At 63.5% G+C, this 14648-nt stretch carries 14 protein-coding genes and 1 pseudogene; 6 read left to right on the plus strand and 9 right to left on the minus strand.

Annotation, left to right across the window (positions count from 1 at the left end):
• Positions 1-18 precede the first annotated feature (18 nt).
• The 6 genes from LRS14_RS02320 to LRS14_RS02345 all read right to left on the minus strand — a co-directional run bounded on the left by LRS14_RS02320 (position 19) and on the right by LRS14_RS02345 (position 5557).
• Positions 19-1074 carry a type IV secretion system protein gene (locus LRS14_RS02320; protein ID WP_257798450.1) on the minus strand — a complete coding sequence of 352 codons (1056 nt, stop codon included), beginning with the start codon at positions 1072-1074 and terminating at the stop codon, positions 19-21.
• 414 nt (positions 1075-1488) lie between these two features.
• Positions 1489-3990, minus strand: a complete 2502-nt coding sequence (locus LRS14_RS02325; RefSeq protein ID WP_257798451.1) for a VirB4 family type IV secretion/conjugal transfer ATPase — start codon at positions 3988-3990, stop codon at positions 1489-1491.
• Positions 3974-4306 (minus strand): VirB3 family type IV secretion system protein, encoded by a 333-nt coding sequence (locus tag LRS14_RS02330; protein ID WP_257798452.1) that lies wholly within the window; start codon positions 4304-4306, stop codon positions 3974-3976. The genes LRS14_RS02325 and LRS14_RS02330 overlap by 17 nt, the downstream gene beginning before the upstream one ends.
• A 12-nt stretch (positions 4307-4318) precedes the next feature.
• Entirely contained in the window at positions 4319-4600 is a 282-nt protein-coding gene (locus LRS14_RS02335; protein WP_257798453.1) for a TrbC/VirB2 family protein, read from the minus strand.
• On the minus strand, positions 4597-5097 hold the full coding sequence (locus LRS14_RS02340) for a lytic transglycosylase domain-containing protein (protein WP_257798454.1): 501 nt from the start codon (positions 5095-5097) through the stop codon (positions 4597-4599). The genes LRS14_RS02335 and LRS14_RS02340 overlap by 4 nt, the downstream gene beginning before the upstream one ends.
• 7 nt (positions 5098-5104) lie before the next feature.
• Positions 5105-5557 (minus strand): hypothetical protein, encoded by a 453-nt coding sequence (locus LRS14_RS02345; protein ID WP_257798455.1) that lies wholly within the window; start codon positions 5555-5557, stop codon positions 5105-5107.
• Between the two features lie 249 nt (positions 5558-5806).
• Here LRS14_RS02345 and LRS14_RS02350 point away from each other — a divergent pair, with 249 nt between their 5' ends.
• The gene (locus LRS14_RS02350) at positions 5807-6118 is read left to right on the plus strand and encodes a hypothetical protein (RefSeq protein WP_257800507.1); all 312 of its coding nucleotides are present in this window, start codon (positions 5807-5809) and stop codon (positions 6116-6118) included.
• 96 nt (positions 6119-6214) lie between these two features.
• Here LRS14_RS02350 and LRS14_RS02355 read toward each other — a convergent pair.
• A pseudogene (locus LRS14_RS02355) lies at positions 6215-6385 on the minus strand (helix-turn-helix transcriptional regulator); the annotation flags it as partial.
• Positions 6386-7285: 900 nt separating this feature from the next.
• Between LRS14_RS02355 and LRS14_RS02360 the strand changes: the two are divergent.
• Both LRS14_RS02360 and LRS14_RS02365 read left to right on the plus strand, forming a co-directional pair.
• Positions 7286-7945 (plus strand): LuxR C-terminal-related transcriptional regulator, encoded by a 660-nt coding sequence (locus LRS14_RS02360; RefSeq protein ID WP_257798456.1) that lies wholly within the window; start codon positions 7286-7288, stop codon positions 7943-7945.
• Between the two features lie 12 nt (positions 7946-7957).
• A complete protein-coding gene (locus tag LRS14_RS02365) occupies positions 7958-9019 on the plus strand; it encodes a fatty acid desaturase (protein ID WP_257798457.1) in 1062 nt (353 codons plus the stop codon).
• Here LRS14_RS02365 and mnmH read toward each other — a convergent pair.
• Together mnmH and LRS14_RS02375 are read right to left on the minus strand one after the other, a co-directional pair.
• The gene (mnmH, locus tag LRS14_RS02370; RefSeq protein ID WP_257798458.1) at positions 8997-10127 is read right to left on the minus strand and encodes a tRNA 2-selenouridine(34) synthase MnmH; all 1131 of its coding nucleotides are present in this window, start codon (positions 10125-10127) and stop codon (positions 8997-8999) included. The genes LRS14_RS02365 and mnmH overlap by 23 nt on opposite strands.
• 366 nt (positions 10128-10493) lie before the next feature.
• On the minus strand, positions 10494-11801 hold the full coding sequence (locus LRS14_RS02375) for a tyrosine-type recombinase/integrase (protein WP_257798459.1): 1308 nt from the start codon (positions 11799-11801) through the stop codon (positions 10494-10496).
• A 458-nt stretch (positions 11802-12259) separates the two neighbouring features.
• Here LRS14_RS02375 and LRS14_RS02380 point away from each other — a divergent pair, with 458 nt between their 5' ends.
• From LRS14_RS02380 to LRS14_RS02390, 3 genes are all read left to right on the plus strand, one after another.
• Complete coding sequence (locus LRS14_RS02380) at positions 12260-13078, plus strand: hypothetical protein (RefSeq protein WP_257798460.1); 819 nt, start codon at positions 12260-12262, stop codon at positions 13076-13078.
• A 70-nt stretch (positions 13079-13148) separates the two neighbouring features.
• Complete coding sequence (locus LRS14_RS02385) at positions 13149-13514, plus strand: PEP-CTERM sorting domain-containing protein (RefSeq protein WP_257798461.1); 366 nt, start codon at positions 13149-13151, stop codon at positions 13512-13514.
• Between the two features lie 160 nt (positions 13515-13674).
• The gene (locus LRS14_RS02390; RefSeq protein ID WP_257798462.1) at positions 13675-14643 is read left to right on the plus strand and encodes a hypothetical protein; all 969 of its coding nucleotides are present in this window, start codon (positions 13675-13677) and stop codon (positions 14641-14643) included.
• Positions 14644-14648 lie beyond the last annotated feature (5 nt).

The following is a 14648-nucleotide window of genomic DNA, read 5'->3' on the forward strand; positions in this document are numbered from 1 at the left end:
TCCTGGGTGTCAAGGCGTTCAGGACAGGCCGCGCAGGGCGGCGCGGCGGTAGGCGGGAGTGCGCGGCGCGGCCGCGCTGCTGCTGGCGGCGGAACTCACGGCGGCTGACAGACGCTGCACGTGGCCGAGTACGCCGGCACCCGCTCGGACCGTGCCGCCTTGGCCCGGTGCGGCAGGACCATTGCGCGCGGCGGAAATGGAGCGCAGGCCGGCGATCATCATCGCGTTTTGCACCATCTGCAGGCCTTGCTGCACCGGCGCGCCGCCGGTGAGCGCGGCCGCCAATCCAGGTGCCTGGAAGCAGATGATGGCCATCAGCACCATCACGACGCAGTATTTGAGGCTTTCGGCGACGACGTTGAACGTGGGGCCGTTGAAGCCGCCTTGCGCCTGTACCACCGCGACGATCTGCTGGCCCATGTAGATGCTCAAGCCTAAAGCAAAGAACGTGAACCAATTCAGCACCACGGTGTTCAATGTCATGGATAGCCAGCTGTCGAAGAAGCGGGCTGTTGGGCGCCAAGCGAGTGCTAGCACGAACACGGGTCCAATGGCAATAACAAACGTCATCAACACTTTGGCGAGCGTGACGACGAAGAGTGCGACACACAAGAAAACCAAGTTGCCAATCACCGTCACAGCGGCTGCGAGCAGCAAATCAAGGCGAAGAAGGCTTGCGTCTTCCATCAGCGCCATAACGAGCTCGAGGGCACGCTCGTTAAATTCATCTAGGAGTGCGTAGGGCGTCGTAACCGTGTCTGGGTCCACTGCGGCGGGAAGGAAGATGGTCGATACACCATTGGCCAAGCCGTACGCTACGTTCGATATGGTTTGAACGTAAAGCCCCGTTTGGAGCGCGATGGCGAGAATCAGCCCCGTCTTAGAGCATTGCCAGACAAAGTTTGGCAATGACTCTGCTACTTGGCCGCGCAAGACGGCCCAGCCGTACAGACCGACCCACAGTGTCGTCGCAGTCAAAGCCAACGGGCGAATGGCGTTCGTCAGCGCAACGACTACGCTAAGCAGGTAGCCGTTGAGCACGATGTCCAGCTGATTGCCGACCCAAGCGAACATCTTCCGCTCCCTACTGCACCGCGCTGTATGGCAGCGCCTTCGTGCTCACGCACCTGCTTTGGACGTCGGGTCGTTGGCATTGCATCCACTGCCCGTTGTGTTTAACGATCCAGAGTCGGCTCCGCTTCTCTTTTCCGTAGGTGGATGGTCTGCAGGTCGTCGGGCGGGCGTATGGCTCAGTGCACTCCTGGAGTCCGTCGACCGTCTCGACCATGTGCCATCCCGCTCCCCTACAGCCGGGCCTGGCCGCAGCACAGGGCTTGGCAAGAAGTGCGTTGCCGACTGGCGGCGTCTCAACCCGGCGGCTCCCATCTGGCGCAATGTGTACGGCTTCGTTGCCCTTGACGAACTGGGCCTCAGCGACACCCGCCTGCAAAAGCAGTGCAACAGTACAAGCGAGCGATGTCAGGATCTTCATGCCAGCCTCCGAACGATGCGCAGCCGTCGATCGTGAACCTCCCGCTGCAGCGCGGGAAGCCACTGAAACGGATCGTCACCATGGCTTTCGCGGAGTTTGTCGAGCAGTCCGAGGTGCTCGGTGGTGGCGGACAGCACGGTGACCAGGTTGTCCAATCCCGTCAGGTCCAGCTCGCAGATCGCGCTGGTGGTGCCTTGCTTGAAGAGGAACCGCCGTCCGCCGTGGTGCCCGAGGCTGCGCACGATCTCGAACTCGGCCTGGCTGAGCCCAAAGCCTTCGACGTACTCCTCGCGCACGGCGTCGGTGTTGGCGAGGAACAGCTTGGTCACGCTCTGCTCGACCATCGTGCGGCCGATCGGGTGGCGCAACACGTCTGACGGACTCTGCGTGTCGAAGATGCCCAGCCCGTTGTGCTTGCGGATGGTCTTTTGCTGCTGCTTGGCGAAGTCGCTGAAAACCTCGTGGTCCAGCGCCTTCCAGAACTCCGAGATGACGTAGACCAGCCGCTCGCCCGTGATGCGCTCCTGCATCGCCTGCAGCAGCACCATCATCACCGGTGTGCGCACCTCCGGCAGCTCCAGAAAGTCGGTGGTGTCAAAGCCCACCACCGGGCTGTCCTGCAGCGGCTGCAGCCGGTCGTCGGCTTCGTCGAACACCCAGCCCAGCGCGCCCCCGGCGCACCAGCGGCCGAGGCGGTCGTACAGGCTGTTGGCCCCGGCCTTGGGCAGGTTCTGCCGGACGGAGGACATGCGCCGGAGCGCGGCTGGCAGACTGGCCACCGCCCGCACGGCGTCGGCGATGGCCCGCTCGTCGGCCGGCAGCAGCGGCAGCGCCGGCGTCGCCAGGCAGGTGCGGATCAGCTGCTCCCAGGCCTGCAGCCGCGCCGGGGTGGGTGGCTGCTGCAGCGGGTTCAGCCCGGTCGGCTGGCCCGCCTGCAGCTGCAGGTAACGCCCGCCCAGCGCACGCACCGCGATCTCGCAGCCCCGGTCGAGGTCAAACAGCACCAACCGCGGTGCCGGGGTCCACTTGCGCGTCAGTGTCAGCAGGCACATCTCCAGCGTCGTCTTGCCCACGCCGGTGGAGCCGATGATCAGCGTGTTGCCCGGCAGCGCCTGGTCGGTGCTGTCCTGGCCCGGCGGGCTGGCGTGCAGGTTCAGGTAAAACGGCTGCCCTGACGGCGTGCGCAGCAGCGCCAGCGCCTGGCCCCACGGGTTGCCGTCGCGCTTGCCGCGCGCGAAGTTGTGGCCGCTGGCCAGCGCGGCAAACGCCCGCGACGACAGCTGGGCCGCCCGCGGCCGCCACTGCCAGTTGCCCGGCCACTGGGCAAACCAGGCGGCATCGGCCACCAGGTCCACCGGCGCCATCTGCAGGCTGGACGCCTCGCCCACCGCCCCGATGGCCTGCGCCGCCCGGCGGCCGGCGTCGGCCACGCTGTCGCCGAGTACTACCAGGCTGTAGTGGTACTCGCCCATGCAGAACTGGCCATCGCCCAAGTCGTTCAAGGCGGCGTCCATGTCCGCCACCTGGGTGGCCACCACGTCGTCGCTGGCGATCAGCTGGTCGCGCTGCAGGGTCAGCGCCCGCATTGCCTCTCGCCGCGGCAGGATGGAAAAGCTCTGCGTCTCGATGAACTCGCTGGACTCATAGAGCAGGGCGTTCAGCACCCCCGGCTCCACCGCATCGGCATACTCCTTGATGTCGACCAGCGCGGCGTAGCGCCGCTGGTCGCCGTGGCGCAGCTCCAGCTTGTCGCCGCCAAAGGACAGCCGTGTCACCGGCAGCGCGCGGTACAGCGGCCCCGCCGCCAGCGGGATGGGGCGCCAGTGCCCGTTGACCAGGAGGCCCAGGAACTCGGCGACCTCCGAGTAGAGGCGTCCGCCGTGCTCCCGGCTGCCCAGCCGCTGCGGACCAAAACCCCGCAGCATCCGTTCCACCAGCGCCGAGCGCTCGGCCATCGCGACCAGGGCGTCGGCCTGCTGAGCGGCGATGGTGTCCCGGGTGCGCTGCGGGCTCTGGAACGCCCGGCCGACACGGGAGATGGTCGGCCGGTAGACCAGCGTCAGGTAGAGCTCGTGGCTCATCATGCGCTGCGCACCCAGGCGGTCCTGGTAGGCGCGTGACAGGTCCCGCGCAAAGCCCGGCTCGGCCGGGTCGTCCAGCCGGTCCGACACGGTGCGGTGCAGCCGGTGGGTCCAGACGGCCCAGTGGCCGCCCGCCAGGTTGCGCAGCAGGCTGCACCAGGCTTCATGGCGCTCAGCGATCAGCGGTTCATCGGCGCACTCAAACGGCACGCCCTCCAGCCGCCAGACGCGCAGGTAGTCGCCGCCGCGGGTGATGATGTCGTGGGGCGTCAGCAGGGACGAGAAGGGGATCAGCCGGGCCAGCGGGAGCTCGGCCAGCGCCTGCTGCCAGCAGCGCGGGTGCAGCAGGTGGGAGGCCGGCCGGCGATGGACGCGGTGCTGAGGTGGGCGGCCCGGGCCATCAGCGGCGGTAAGCATCACAGGCTCCCCGGTAGAGGGTGGGCGCATAACTGCGCGACTGCCAGAAACGACGGTTGCGCTGCGGCCAGCGCAGCTTCAGCGCCAGGTAAACCTGCCAGAAGCGCTGGTCGTCCTGCGCGGTGACGAGGCGCATGGCCACCAGGGCCGGCACCCAGGCGACGGCCACGCCGAGTGCGATCCAGCCACTGAGCAGCAGGCCGCCCCACAGCATCAGCAGGAAGCCGGTGCCCAGCACCAGCACCAGCGGCACCAGCGGGATGCCCAGCTTCATCGCCGGGCGGGTGGCACCCTTGTAGATGACCTCGGCCTGCACGGCGTACTCCCGTCAGTTGACGATGTAGGCCGCAAAGGCGCCGGCGCCACCGACCAGGGTGCCGCCGATCAGCACGTTGGCGACGTCGGACAGGCGAGCGCCCTGAAAAATCATCTTGAAGCCGGCCCAGATGATGGCGATGGTCACCACCGCCACCGAGATCGTCACCAGGATGGTGTTGATGTTGACGACGGTGGTGTTGACCTTGTCGAAGCCCTGGGCGCGGGCGGCGCTGACCAGGCACGGCGCCAGGGTGAGGGTGGCCCAGCGGGCGATGTGCAGCAAACGGCTCATGGTGACTCCTTGACAGGGACAGGGGACACAGGACGCACGGCCGAGACGGCAGCCCGCACGCGGTGCACGTAGCCATGGCGGAAGCCGGTGGTAGCGTTGCCGCCGTAGTAACAGGAGAGAGTGCGGTGCAGCGCCGCCTGGTCCGGCGGCACGCCACCCGGCGCAACACGCGCCCGGCACTCGAGCAGCACGGACTGCATCGCGGCCAGGTTGCGGCAGGTATCAAACGCGGAGGCGGGTGTCAGGCCCAGGCGGTCCCAGTTGTGGACGTTGATCTGGCCCAAGCCGACGCTGAAGTTCCAGCCGGCGGCCTGCAGGGCACGGGCGGTGGCCAATGCCTCGGCGTGATGGCGCGGCTGGCGCAGCAGCGCACCACCGACGACACCGATGGCCCAGGGGTTGAAGGCGCTCTCGGTCTGGATGAGCGCCTGCGCGGTGGTGGCGTGCACGTCGGGTGCACACGCCAGCAGCAGCGGGGCAAGCCAGGCGGGGACCATGGGGGGCTCACGGGGCGGTCGGGTCCGGCAGGACCGGCGGGCGGGTGGCCAGCCAGGCGGCGTAGTCGTTGTCGAAGCGGCGGTCCCAGGTGCCCAGCTGGGCCTTGGCACTCGGGCTGAACTCGGTCACGGCCTCGCCGTCCAGGCGCCACCAGGTGCGGGCGAAGGGTTCACCGCGGATGGACACCGACACGGCGCCGGCGTAGTCGCAGTGGTATTGGATGCTGCCCTCGGTGTCGTTGCGGGCGATGTACTGGGGCGGGCAGAAGTCCGGGACACTGGACCAGCGGTGGCTGGCGCTGTTACCGGCGCCGGCCATGGCGCAGGTGGGGAAGGGACGGCCGCGCGCCAGGTCGCGGAACAGCTCGCGGATGGGCGGGACACATTGCGGGATGGCGCGCCAGCTGGGGGCGGCCAGGCAGAGGAGGACAAGGCAGCCGTCGAGGGCGTGCGAGCTCAACGCAGTCAGACACAGCGTAGCCGCCACTACCGGGCCCCGGGCCGCCGTCGAAGTGGCTCGCAGGAGTTGAAGGTCAAGGTTCATGATCTCTCACAAGTTGATGTTAAGAGTCTGAAAACGACTTTGCTGTGGAGTCGCAGACACATCGCTTGTTCAGGCGGCGTTCGTTTCGTTGCCGTACGTGACTGGATATTTGGTGCCCGGTCGCATAGTGTTTGCGCCATACGCTCCACCAACCGACGAGAGCTTATGGTTTGGCTGCTGCTTCCCAGTCGTCCCAAGATGCCCCCACGCCAGTTCAAGGGAAGACGCTGGCTGAGCATTGCGGACGCGATCCTCTGGCCTTTGGTGGTGTGGAGCGTCCTTAGCGGTTTTTCCACCCGCATCGACTACGCCGGCGTGTTGTCGATCGCCACGCCGGTGTTGCTGGCAACGTGGGGCTTGCGGCGTCTGAGGACGGCACTCTTCGACCCGCTGTCCTATTCGTTCTCCACCTGGGCGGTGGGCAAGATGCTGGGCTGGTTGGTTCTTGCGTGGCTGCTTGTTAAGGCGAACGTCTAGTGAACCGTCACCTGTGGTTCGATTGGGCGAGGCGCTGGCCGTTGTCGCATCGTCACAGCCTTGTCTGGCGCGCCGACTCCTCGTCCACTCCTCAACATCGCGACTTCTCCATGCAACGGTGCGGTCAGACAGCTGAACCTGGCTGGGGAAGGACTTGCGAGCTACTAACCGGTAGACGGTTGACCGGGTCAGGCCCGTGACCGCGAGAACTCGAGGAAGCCGGAGCAAAATTGCGTCCTGCAAGTGATGCGACGGATCTAGATGCATGTCTATCCCCTCTTGTGAGAACGCGATGGGTGCAATCTAGAACGTGCTCATCCGGTCGGCTGAATGATTTTCGACAGAATTTCATATCTGCCTGAGAGGCAGCGAATCGGTGCGCTAGGCTGATCAGAAAGAATTTGTTACGACTTGCTGAATTCTGGTGGGGATCTCGCTTGCAGCCGTGATCCTGGAACGGCGTATCGTCGCGGACAGTGCGATGGGATGCGCTGACCACACTTGAATGCTGATCTCAGCGTCGCGAGGGGTGCAGATGACTGACTTCTTGGTTGCTTGTCCACGGTGCGGTACTGACAAGGCCGACGCCTTTGAGACGATGACCCGCGATGTAGCGGACTGGACGCGATGCCTCCACTGCAAACGCGACTTCCGTTATCTCATCCTGTTTTGCGAAGAGTGTTGTGAAGAGTCTGCGTTCTCCTGGATCAGCCAGCGGGAAGGCGATCATTGCGCAGGCTTGACCTGTCAGTCTTGCGGACATGCCCTGGGCTCAAAGCATGAGTCAGAAGTGCCAAACTGGTCCGTCGGCTAGAGCAAGCTCGACAACGCGACCGTCTGCGACTTGCCGAGAGCTAGCGACTGCGGACGGCAAACTTCGCTTCGTCGTGGAACTGGTGTCCGGTGTGTTGCGCATGAAGAGAGTTGAGCGATCCGGTGGTCTAGAAGACACCGTGTACATCATGCGTTTCAATAGCATTAGACACTTCGAGTCGGTGCACGCCGCAGACGATACAAGGTTTGAGTATCCTGTCTTGCACGAGCAGCTAGAGAAGACTGTTCGAGAATTAGTCGATGGTCAACATGACATCCCCATGTCACAACATCGATGAACGCCTAGTGCTCGAGTGGCTTAGCCGAGTAAGGGACTGCAAAAGTCCACCAGACGTGCACGACGTGTTTCTTAACGCCGCGACCGGACTAGGCGCTGAACAGGCGGTGTTTGTCAGCTACCTGAGGGACGATCAGTCTCACGAGAGCTACCACTTCCTGCTGGCCGCCGACCCCCGTTGGTGCTTAGAGTACAAAAGGATGGCTCGATTCGCGAGCGACCCTTGGCTGTCGTACGCTGCTAGTCATGCAGAGCCAATCTCAGCCTGTGCTATCCCGGTCCATACTGCAGGCCAGCAGGCCGCCGTAGAGTTGGCAAGGCGCTACGGACTGGTCTCGGTGTGCATCGCTCCGGCTCCTGCCTTTGGAGCAAGCGCTCGTGTCGGCATGCTCGCATTGGGCTCGGCTTCGGTTGGGAAGTTCGACGGGTACGGCTACGAGAAGATCCGCCTGCTGGCACGTGCTCTTTCGCTTGAGTTGCACGACTGGTGGAGCAGGTTTCTTCGTGCAGAACTAATTAATCGACTATCTATCAGTGACTTTGAGATAGAGATGCTTCGCCTGGAGCTCGCAGGCCTTGGAACGAAGACGGCAGCCATCCGGCTTGGACTCAGCGAGGCGACCGTCAACACGCGTTGGCAGCGACTCAATGCGAAGCTTGGCGTGCCTCAGCGGCGCCGCGCGGCTGAAACCGCCAGTCGTTTTGGCATCGTCTAGAAAGAAGGCGTCATGCAAGCATTCGGCTATCTCTTTGTCTTCATGCCGTTCGCGCTACTCGTGATCGGGCAGTTTCTCGATCAACAATGGCTGGCGTTCTTTGTCGTCTTTGGTGTCGGGCCTTTGTCTCGGTTCCTCCTGGGCAACACATCAGAGCGGCCCACTCTATGGTCTGAACGGGTAGCATCCATTCTCGACCTACTGCCGGTAGTCTATGCGGTGTTTGCGGCTGCGGCTCTAACCGTTTCCATAACGGTTATTCAACGGTACGGCGTCGGTTCACAGCCTTTGTTGTTTGGAGCAAGTTTATGGACATGTTGCTTCTTCGCTGTGGTGGTTGCGCATGAACTAATCCATCAGAGAGGTTGGCGGCGGCGCCTTGGCGCGTTTCTAGCAGGTGCTGCGGGCTACCCATGGCTCGCACAGGAACACCTCATGCACCACAGCGTCTCCGGCAATGTGGAACTCGCGGAGTGGCCGCGCTTGAACGAATCCGTTTGGCAGTTTGCAGCGCGGAGGACCCAGCGGGTGGTTCGGTCGGCGCTCCAATACAACGCGATGCAGGCCGCAAGGCGGAATAAGCACGTAGTCTTAGGAGGTCTTGGCGACGGAATAATGGCAACTGTGCTTATGGCCGCCGCTTTTTGTTGGGCCGCTGGTTCCGTAGGCATTCTGCTATATGCGGCTGTGATTGCTGGCGTGCATTTTGGCGTTCAGGCTGTCACTTACTTACAGCATTGGGGACTAGGCGAGGACAGCATTGCCGATGCAGATGCAGGGCAATACGCCTGGGAGGACCGCTGCCGATTTCAAGGCTGGCTGATGCTGAATATGGCGTTGCACCAAACTCATCATCGTGATTCCCGCTTGCCGTTCTACCGCGTCGTTCCAAGGGCCGGCTCTCCGAGGCTACCAGCTGGCTACGTGATCCTGTTGATGGCGTCATTTTTCCCGCCGCTATGGCGGTGGTTGATGCTACCGGCATTGAACGCTTGGAAAGTCGATCCGCTGCGACAGGTTGAGCCTCAGGGCTGGAGGCTGGTTTGCTTGCCTAGGCACTTTCCGGGCGCTTGAACTGGTCATCGGTCAGCTGCGCCAGCGCGCTCGCTGTACTAGCCACCTCGGCCGAATCTGTCGGATCCCATGCAATTTGCACGTTGGAGTCCGATTGTCTGCGGGCAGATCGCGTGTAGCTCGGGTCATAATGAGTGACAAGGACTCTTTCGAAGAGAGCGTCGACATTCGCCTCTCCAGCAAGGAGTTGCCAGCACTTGTACTCTGCGCCGCCGACGAGCGCCTTCAGTGGGGCGAGCTGCTGCACCATTGATGTTGGTTCGTGAACGAAGTTGGGGTAAGACAGTTTGAGTAGGTTCACTCGAGCTCGCACCGAGCTTAAGAGCTCAATCGTTGGCGATGTCACGATTGCTTGATGCAGCGAAGGCGGGATCTGGATGCGGCCGATCTTCTTACTTTCTGCTTCAACCCACACCGGCTTGCTAGGGTCGAGCGCACGGAGTTGCGCAAAAAGCTCGCTGTCGAAGCTCTTCTGTGAAGGCTGGCTCCGATTGGGGAAGGCGCCTATCAGGGAGCCGCGATGAGCCGCCATTCCCTCCAGGTCGAGCGTCTGTTCACCGCGGTCCCGCAGCGCTGCCAAAAGAAGCGTTTTGCCGCAACCAGTGAGACCTGAGATCACTCGGTAGCGAAATGCTGAAGGGCCAACGTCTAGCCCACTGCGGACCCAGGCTCGGTAGGCTTTCCAACCGCCGTGCAGCACGTCCGTCCTGTACCCAATGTTTCGCAATGTATCGGCCCACACGCGGCTCCGCTTGCCTCCGCGAAAGCAGTAGACTAAGAATCTCGCGTCTCTGCCGTAATGTGAGATCCGTGATGCAAGGTGACTTGCGATGTTGCCGAGCGAGTACTGTGCACCCAGCAAATACGCCTTGTGCGGATTAGACGTGTAAAGCGTTCCTACCTCCGCGAACTGTGCATCGTCGACAACTGGGAGATTGACTGAGCCAGGAATGTGATCTTCTTCATATTCGCGGGGAGCCCGGGCGTCTATGACAAGACTGTAATTCTGGAAGTCGTCAACTCTGAAGGAAGGGGATTGGCGCAGACAGTTGCTGCCTACGGCGTCTTCTAGCAAGCGGAGTCCAATGACTGATTTCGCTTCAATCAAGATGCGCTCCTCAAAGTGCCGGGATTGGCTGCACTGAACGGACACGTCACCTTAGCATGAGTCAGCTGCCGGCTGGCGCAAGGGCTCAGCGGTCGAGCAACGACTCACCAGCGGGCCGTCGGCTTTGTTGCGAAGATCATGTCGCTCGGCCGATAGCTGACGGACCGCTTGCGATCGCGCGAACGCATCGCTCGTATCTGGCATCCAAGCAAGTGGTGTGTGAGCGGCCGCGACCGTCCAGTGCACCAAGTCATGCTCGGTGAGCAGGGCTCAGGCCGGACATCTTGGCGTGCACCCGTTGATGGGGTTGTACGGCAACTTAGCGTATAGGCTCCGGGTGGGCCTGAACAGCTCACCGGCGCATGATCAGGATCGACGCCCTTTGGTGGTGTAGCCAGCTGTAGGACATGCGCGCCGGCATTGACCGCTTGTGGTGGCGCCCTTGGCTGTTCCGGGTACGGTCGACCGCGACCTGCCCGAGGATGGCAGATTGGCGCGTAATTGGTCCACGTGATTAGCCCATGTCTGAAGCAAGTCGCGGCGTTCGGCTTGATAGGCGTGTCGGTTGTACGCAGCACGTACTCGGTTGCCGGGCAAGTGGGCCAAGCAGTGTTCGATGACGTCGATGCTCGCGCCGGCCGCGTTGAAGTGCGTGCTAAATGTCGCGCGCATGCCATGCGGTGTCCCGTCACCGCTGAAGCCCAGCCGCTCCATCAGCGCATTGAGAGTTCGATCGGCCATCGGCCGATCGGGATCGAGCCGATTGGGGAACAGGTAGACGCTGTCCTCGGGAACGAGCGCCCGCAGCTCCTGCAGCAGCTTCATGCACTGACGGGAGAGCGGCACCCAGTGGGCGCGGCCGGCCTTCATCCGGTAGGCAGGGATTTCCCACGCCGCTGCATTCAGGTCGATCTCGCTCCACTTGCCGCCGGTGACTTCGGCCTTGCGACAGGCCGTCAATACGACGAGCAGCATCGCGATCCGCGTCTGCTCGTGAAGCGTGTCGATAGCATCCAGCTTGCGCAGGAACTCACTCAGCAAGTCGGGCGACAAGGCAGGGTGGTTCTCCTGGTTGCGCTTGCGGAGCACGCGAACCGGCGGCACAGGGTTGTCGGCGATGAGCCCCGAGTCGATGGCGTACTCGAAGATGCCCCACAGGTAGTTGCGTAGGTTTCGCGCGACCTCTGGAGCTCGTGCCTCTACCTCTTTCAGCGCAGCGGTCAGTTCCAGACGTGTGATCTTCGAGATCGGCCGGTCCTTGAAGCGGGGCGTCAGGTCCTTCTCGATCTCCCGGTTGCGCTGCAACACCGTCGCTGGCCGAAGGACCGCACCCGTCGCGGCATTCCAGTCTGCACACACCGCGCCGAAGTTGCCTTTGACGCGGTGTAGTTCTGCATGAGCGCGGCTCTCGCGTTCATCGCGCCGCGCCTGGACGGGGTGAACGCCCTTCGCTACCAGCTTGCGCGACTCTGCGTGGGCGAGCCGCGCGTCGGCAAGCGTGACCTCGGGGAACGCCCCAAGCGCCTGCAGACCTTCGACGCCGTCCAACCTGAACTTGTAGCGCCAGAGCTTTGAGCCGTTGGGCTGGACGAGGACGAATAGGCCACCCGTGTCGGCCAGCTTGTAGGCACGTTCCGCCGGCTTGGCCGACTTGATCTGAAGCGTTGTCAGCACTGGGGGTATGGGTCGATCCGTACCCCCAACCATACCCCCAGCCGATCGGGATCTCAAGAGATCGGCCGGAACGGCTTGAGAGCAGGTGCGTCGCTAAGTCGTTGTTCCGTATATAGTATTCGGAACAACCTGGGACGTCCTGAAATCGCCCGGATCCCCCATGCACAGTTCATGTGGCGAGTTTCAAGGCCGTCCTAACCGATTGGATTTGAAAGGGGCGCGTGCGCCAGGCGGGTCGAGGCTGCCCCGCCACTTCTTGCGCGTGCACGCTTCAGGTCGGTGCGTCGCGCGGTGTTCTTGGCATCCTACAAGCTGAGCTCCTGCATCCTGACGCAGGCCGCGCTGCGCCGGGCTGACCGTGATGCAAGTTAGGGGGGCTCGAACACGACGGATCCCAGGCCCGGCACGGAGGCCATGAGCTGTGCTACGGTGACTTCGAGCAGGAGGGCACTTGCACCATGAGACAGTTTCATGCACTCGGCCTCACCGTCATCATGGTCGCAACCCCGGGCTTCGCATCGTCGACGCCACAGGATGTCTTTCTCGACAGGGTGTTCGACTATCGCTGGGAAAGGGCAACGGGCTCGGTGAGGGAGCTTCCATTCAGCTTTGCGCCAGCCGCCGATCTCGACATCTCCTCGATCGTGGCTTCGAACGTTGCGATGACCGGACGCTTTGGTGGTGCACTGAGTCGCATGGATGGCGGCGTGAACGGCATCAACGTTCCGGCGACTCTGCTCGTGCAGCTCACGCAGCAGCCCTTTGGAACGCAGCTCCGGCTGAGAGATGAGCAGCGGAAGGTGCTTGGCACGAACCCCGTGGATCTGGAGCTTGGTGTCGCAGGCACCAGGACGTTCACCCCGCGGCTCGGCAGCTATGAACTGCTCACGGTGATGGGCGGCCTGCCGGAGTCCAGCGTCAAGGCAACCGGCGATCTGCGCGTTGCGTTGCGCAACACGCTGTCGGTGCAGGCGCCCGCCTCGCAGACGACCCCGCGCCCGGGTCTGCTGCAGCGCCTGGACAACTGGCGCGATGGCTTGCAGGACCGCCTGTTCTTCTTCAACAGCGACTCGAATGAGCGGCCGACCCTGACGCCAAGCTATTTCGACAGACGGACCGACGCGACCGACCTGCTGCGCAACGATTGGCAGTCGAGCGGCGCCGACCCTCGGCGACCTCGGCATATGGCTGCAAACGGCTTCGCCGGCTTCGATAGCCCACTCGCTGCCGGGCACCTCCGCGCCGATTCGTCTCGAGTTCGACCTCTCGATCCTTGAGCCGAACACGACTTTCCGTGTGCTGCTTGGTGGATTCACTGTCTACCGAACCGAATCCTTTGCAAGCGCCGTGAGCCTGCGGCACATCGATCTCACGCTGCAGCCTGTCGACGCCACCGAGATCACCTTCCTGGTCGATTCGGGCGTCGCAGGGAGTTCCGCCGTCGTCTCGAACATCAGCGTCGGCGACATCCGGCTGGAGCAGGGCGAATGGGCCACGCGAGACCACGGTGCTGCCACTTGGGTCTACTCGGTGACAAGCGCGCAGATCGACACGATCAACGCGCTGACAGCGGTGCCCGAGCCCGCATCGGTCGTCATGATGCTGAGCGGCCTCGCTCTTATCGGGGCAATGGCAGGTCGCCGCGCCACATGGCCGCCGGCCGGCTGGGGTGGCCTGCCAAGCAGCCAGGTCAGACGCGGACGCCCTGATTGAGCCCATGACTTTGGCGGGAGGCGCAGGAGAGCCCTCTTCGCCAGCACGAACCTGGACGGTCAGCTCTGCCAACGTGGCACGGAGCAGTTCGTGCCCGTGGGCATGACCGCCGACACCTGGCGACTGCCAACGTAGGGGTACCGCCGGCACATCCGGCGACATGACACTGGGCGCTGGATCGAGCGCCCGCCGTGGTCACTGGCGGCTGCTCCAGGCGCGGGAGGCGACGGATGCCATCAGGAGCGATCTGCAAGTGGGTGGTGTTTGTGTTGATGGCCGTCTCGACGCTCCCGACGCGTGGGGCACCTGCCGCAAAGACGGCAGCCACACGGCAGGCGGCCGCCGCGAGCGTGCCAGTGCCGGCGGCGGCGGAGGACATCACCCTCGACATCGAAGTGCAGACCTCGCGAGCCAATCCGGTCGTCGGCTCCGACCTCGGCATCACCGCGGTGTTCAAGAACACCTCGAAGCGTGCCAAACCGGCCCCGCGCGTGCGCCTGCCTACACCCTTGCCGAGGTGGCCGACTCCGCCTGGACGCAGATCATGATGGAAATGCGCTACCTGTTCTTCTCGCCCGGGGACTACAAGATCCTCGTGCAGGCCAAGGTGGGCGCCAACAAGCTGCCCACCGAGCCGGGCTACTACACCTTCTCCCAGGTGGCCACCATCAAGGCCGGCGCGCCCCAGTTCGTGATCATTTTCGGGGCCATGATCGGCGGGCTCGCCTGTTGGCTGCTGTTTCCAGGTCAAGACCGAGCCATTCCACGCGATGGCTCCTGGGGGGCGAGCTTGTGGAAGGTCAGCGCGAACGCCTCTGCCATGCTCGGTGTCTTCCTGTATGCCGCCATCATCACCATCCTGATGGCGCGCCTGTCTGAGTCCCAGTTCCTGGTGAAGATCAGCGTCACCGACTTCTGGGGCGCAGTCGTGGTCGGCTTCATCGCCCAGTACGTCGGCAAGGCGGCGCTGGACAAGTACCTGCCGGGCCGTGGCGGCGAAGAGCGCAAGCCTGCTGCGATGGTTCAGCAGATCCTGGACGATTCCCCCGGGACCGCGGCGGCTTCACCCAACCACCGACCCGGCATCCTGAAGCGGATTGCAAGCCACCTGACCCACAAGCAAACCTAGGCGGC

It is taken from the genome of Aquincola sp. J276, assembly GCF_024700035.1.
GTDB lineage: Bacteria > Pseudomonadota > Gammaproteobacteria > Burkholderiales > Burkholderiaceae_C > Aquincola > Aquincola tertiaricarbonis.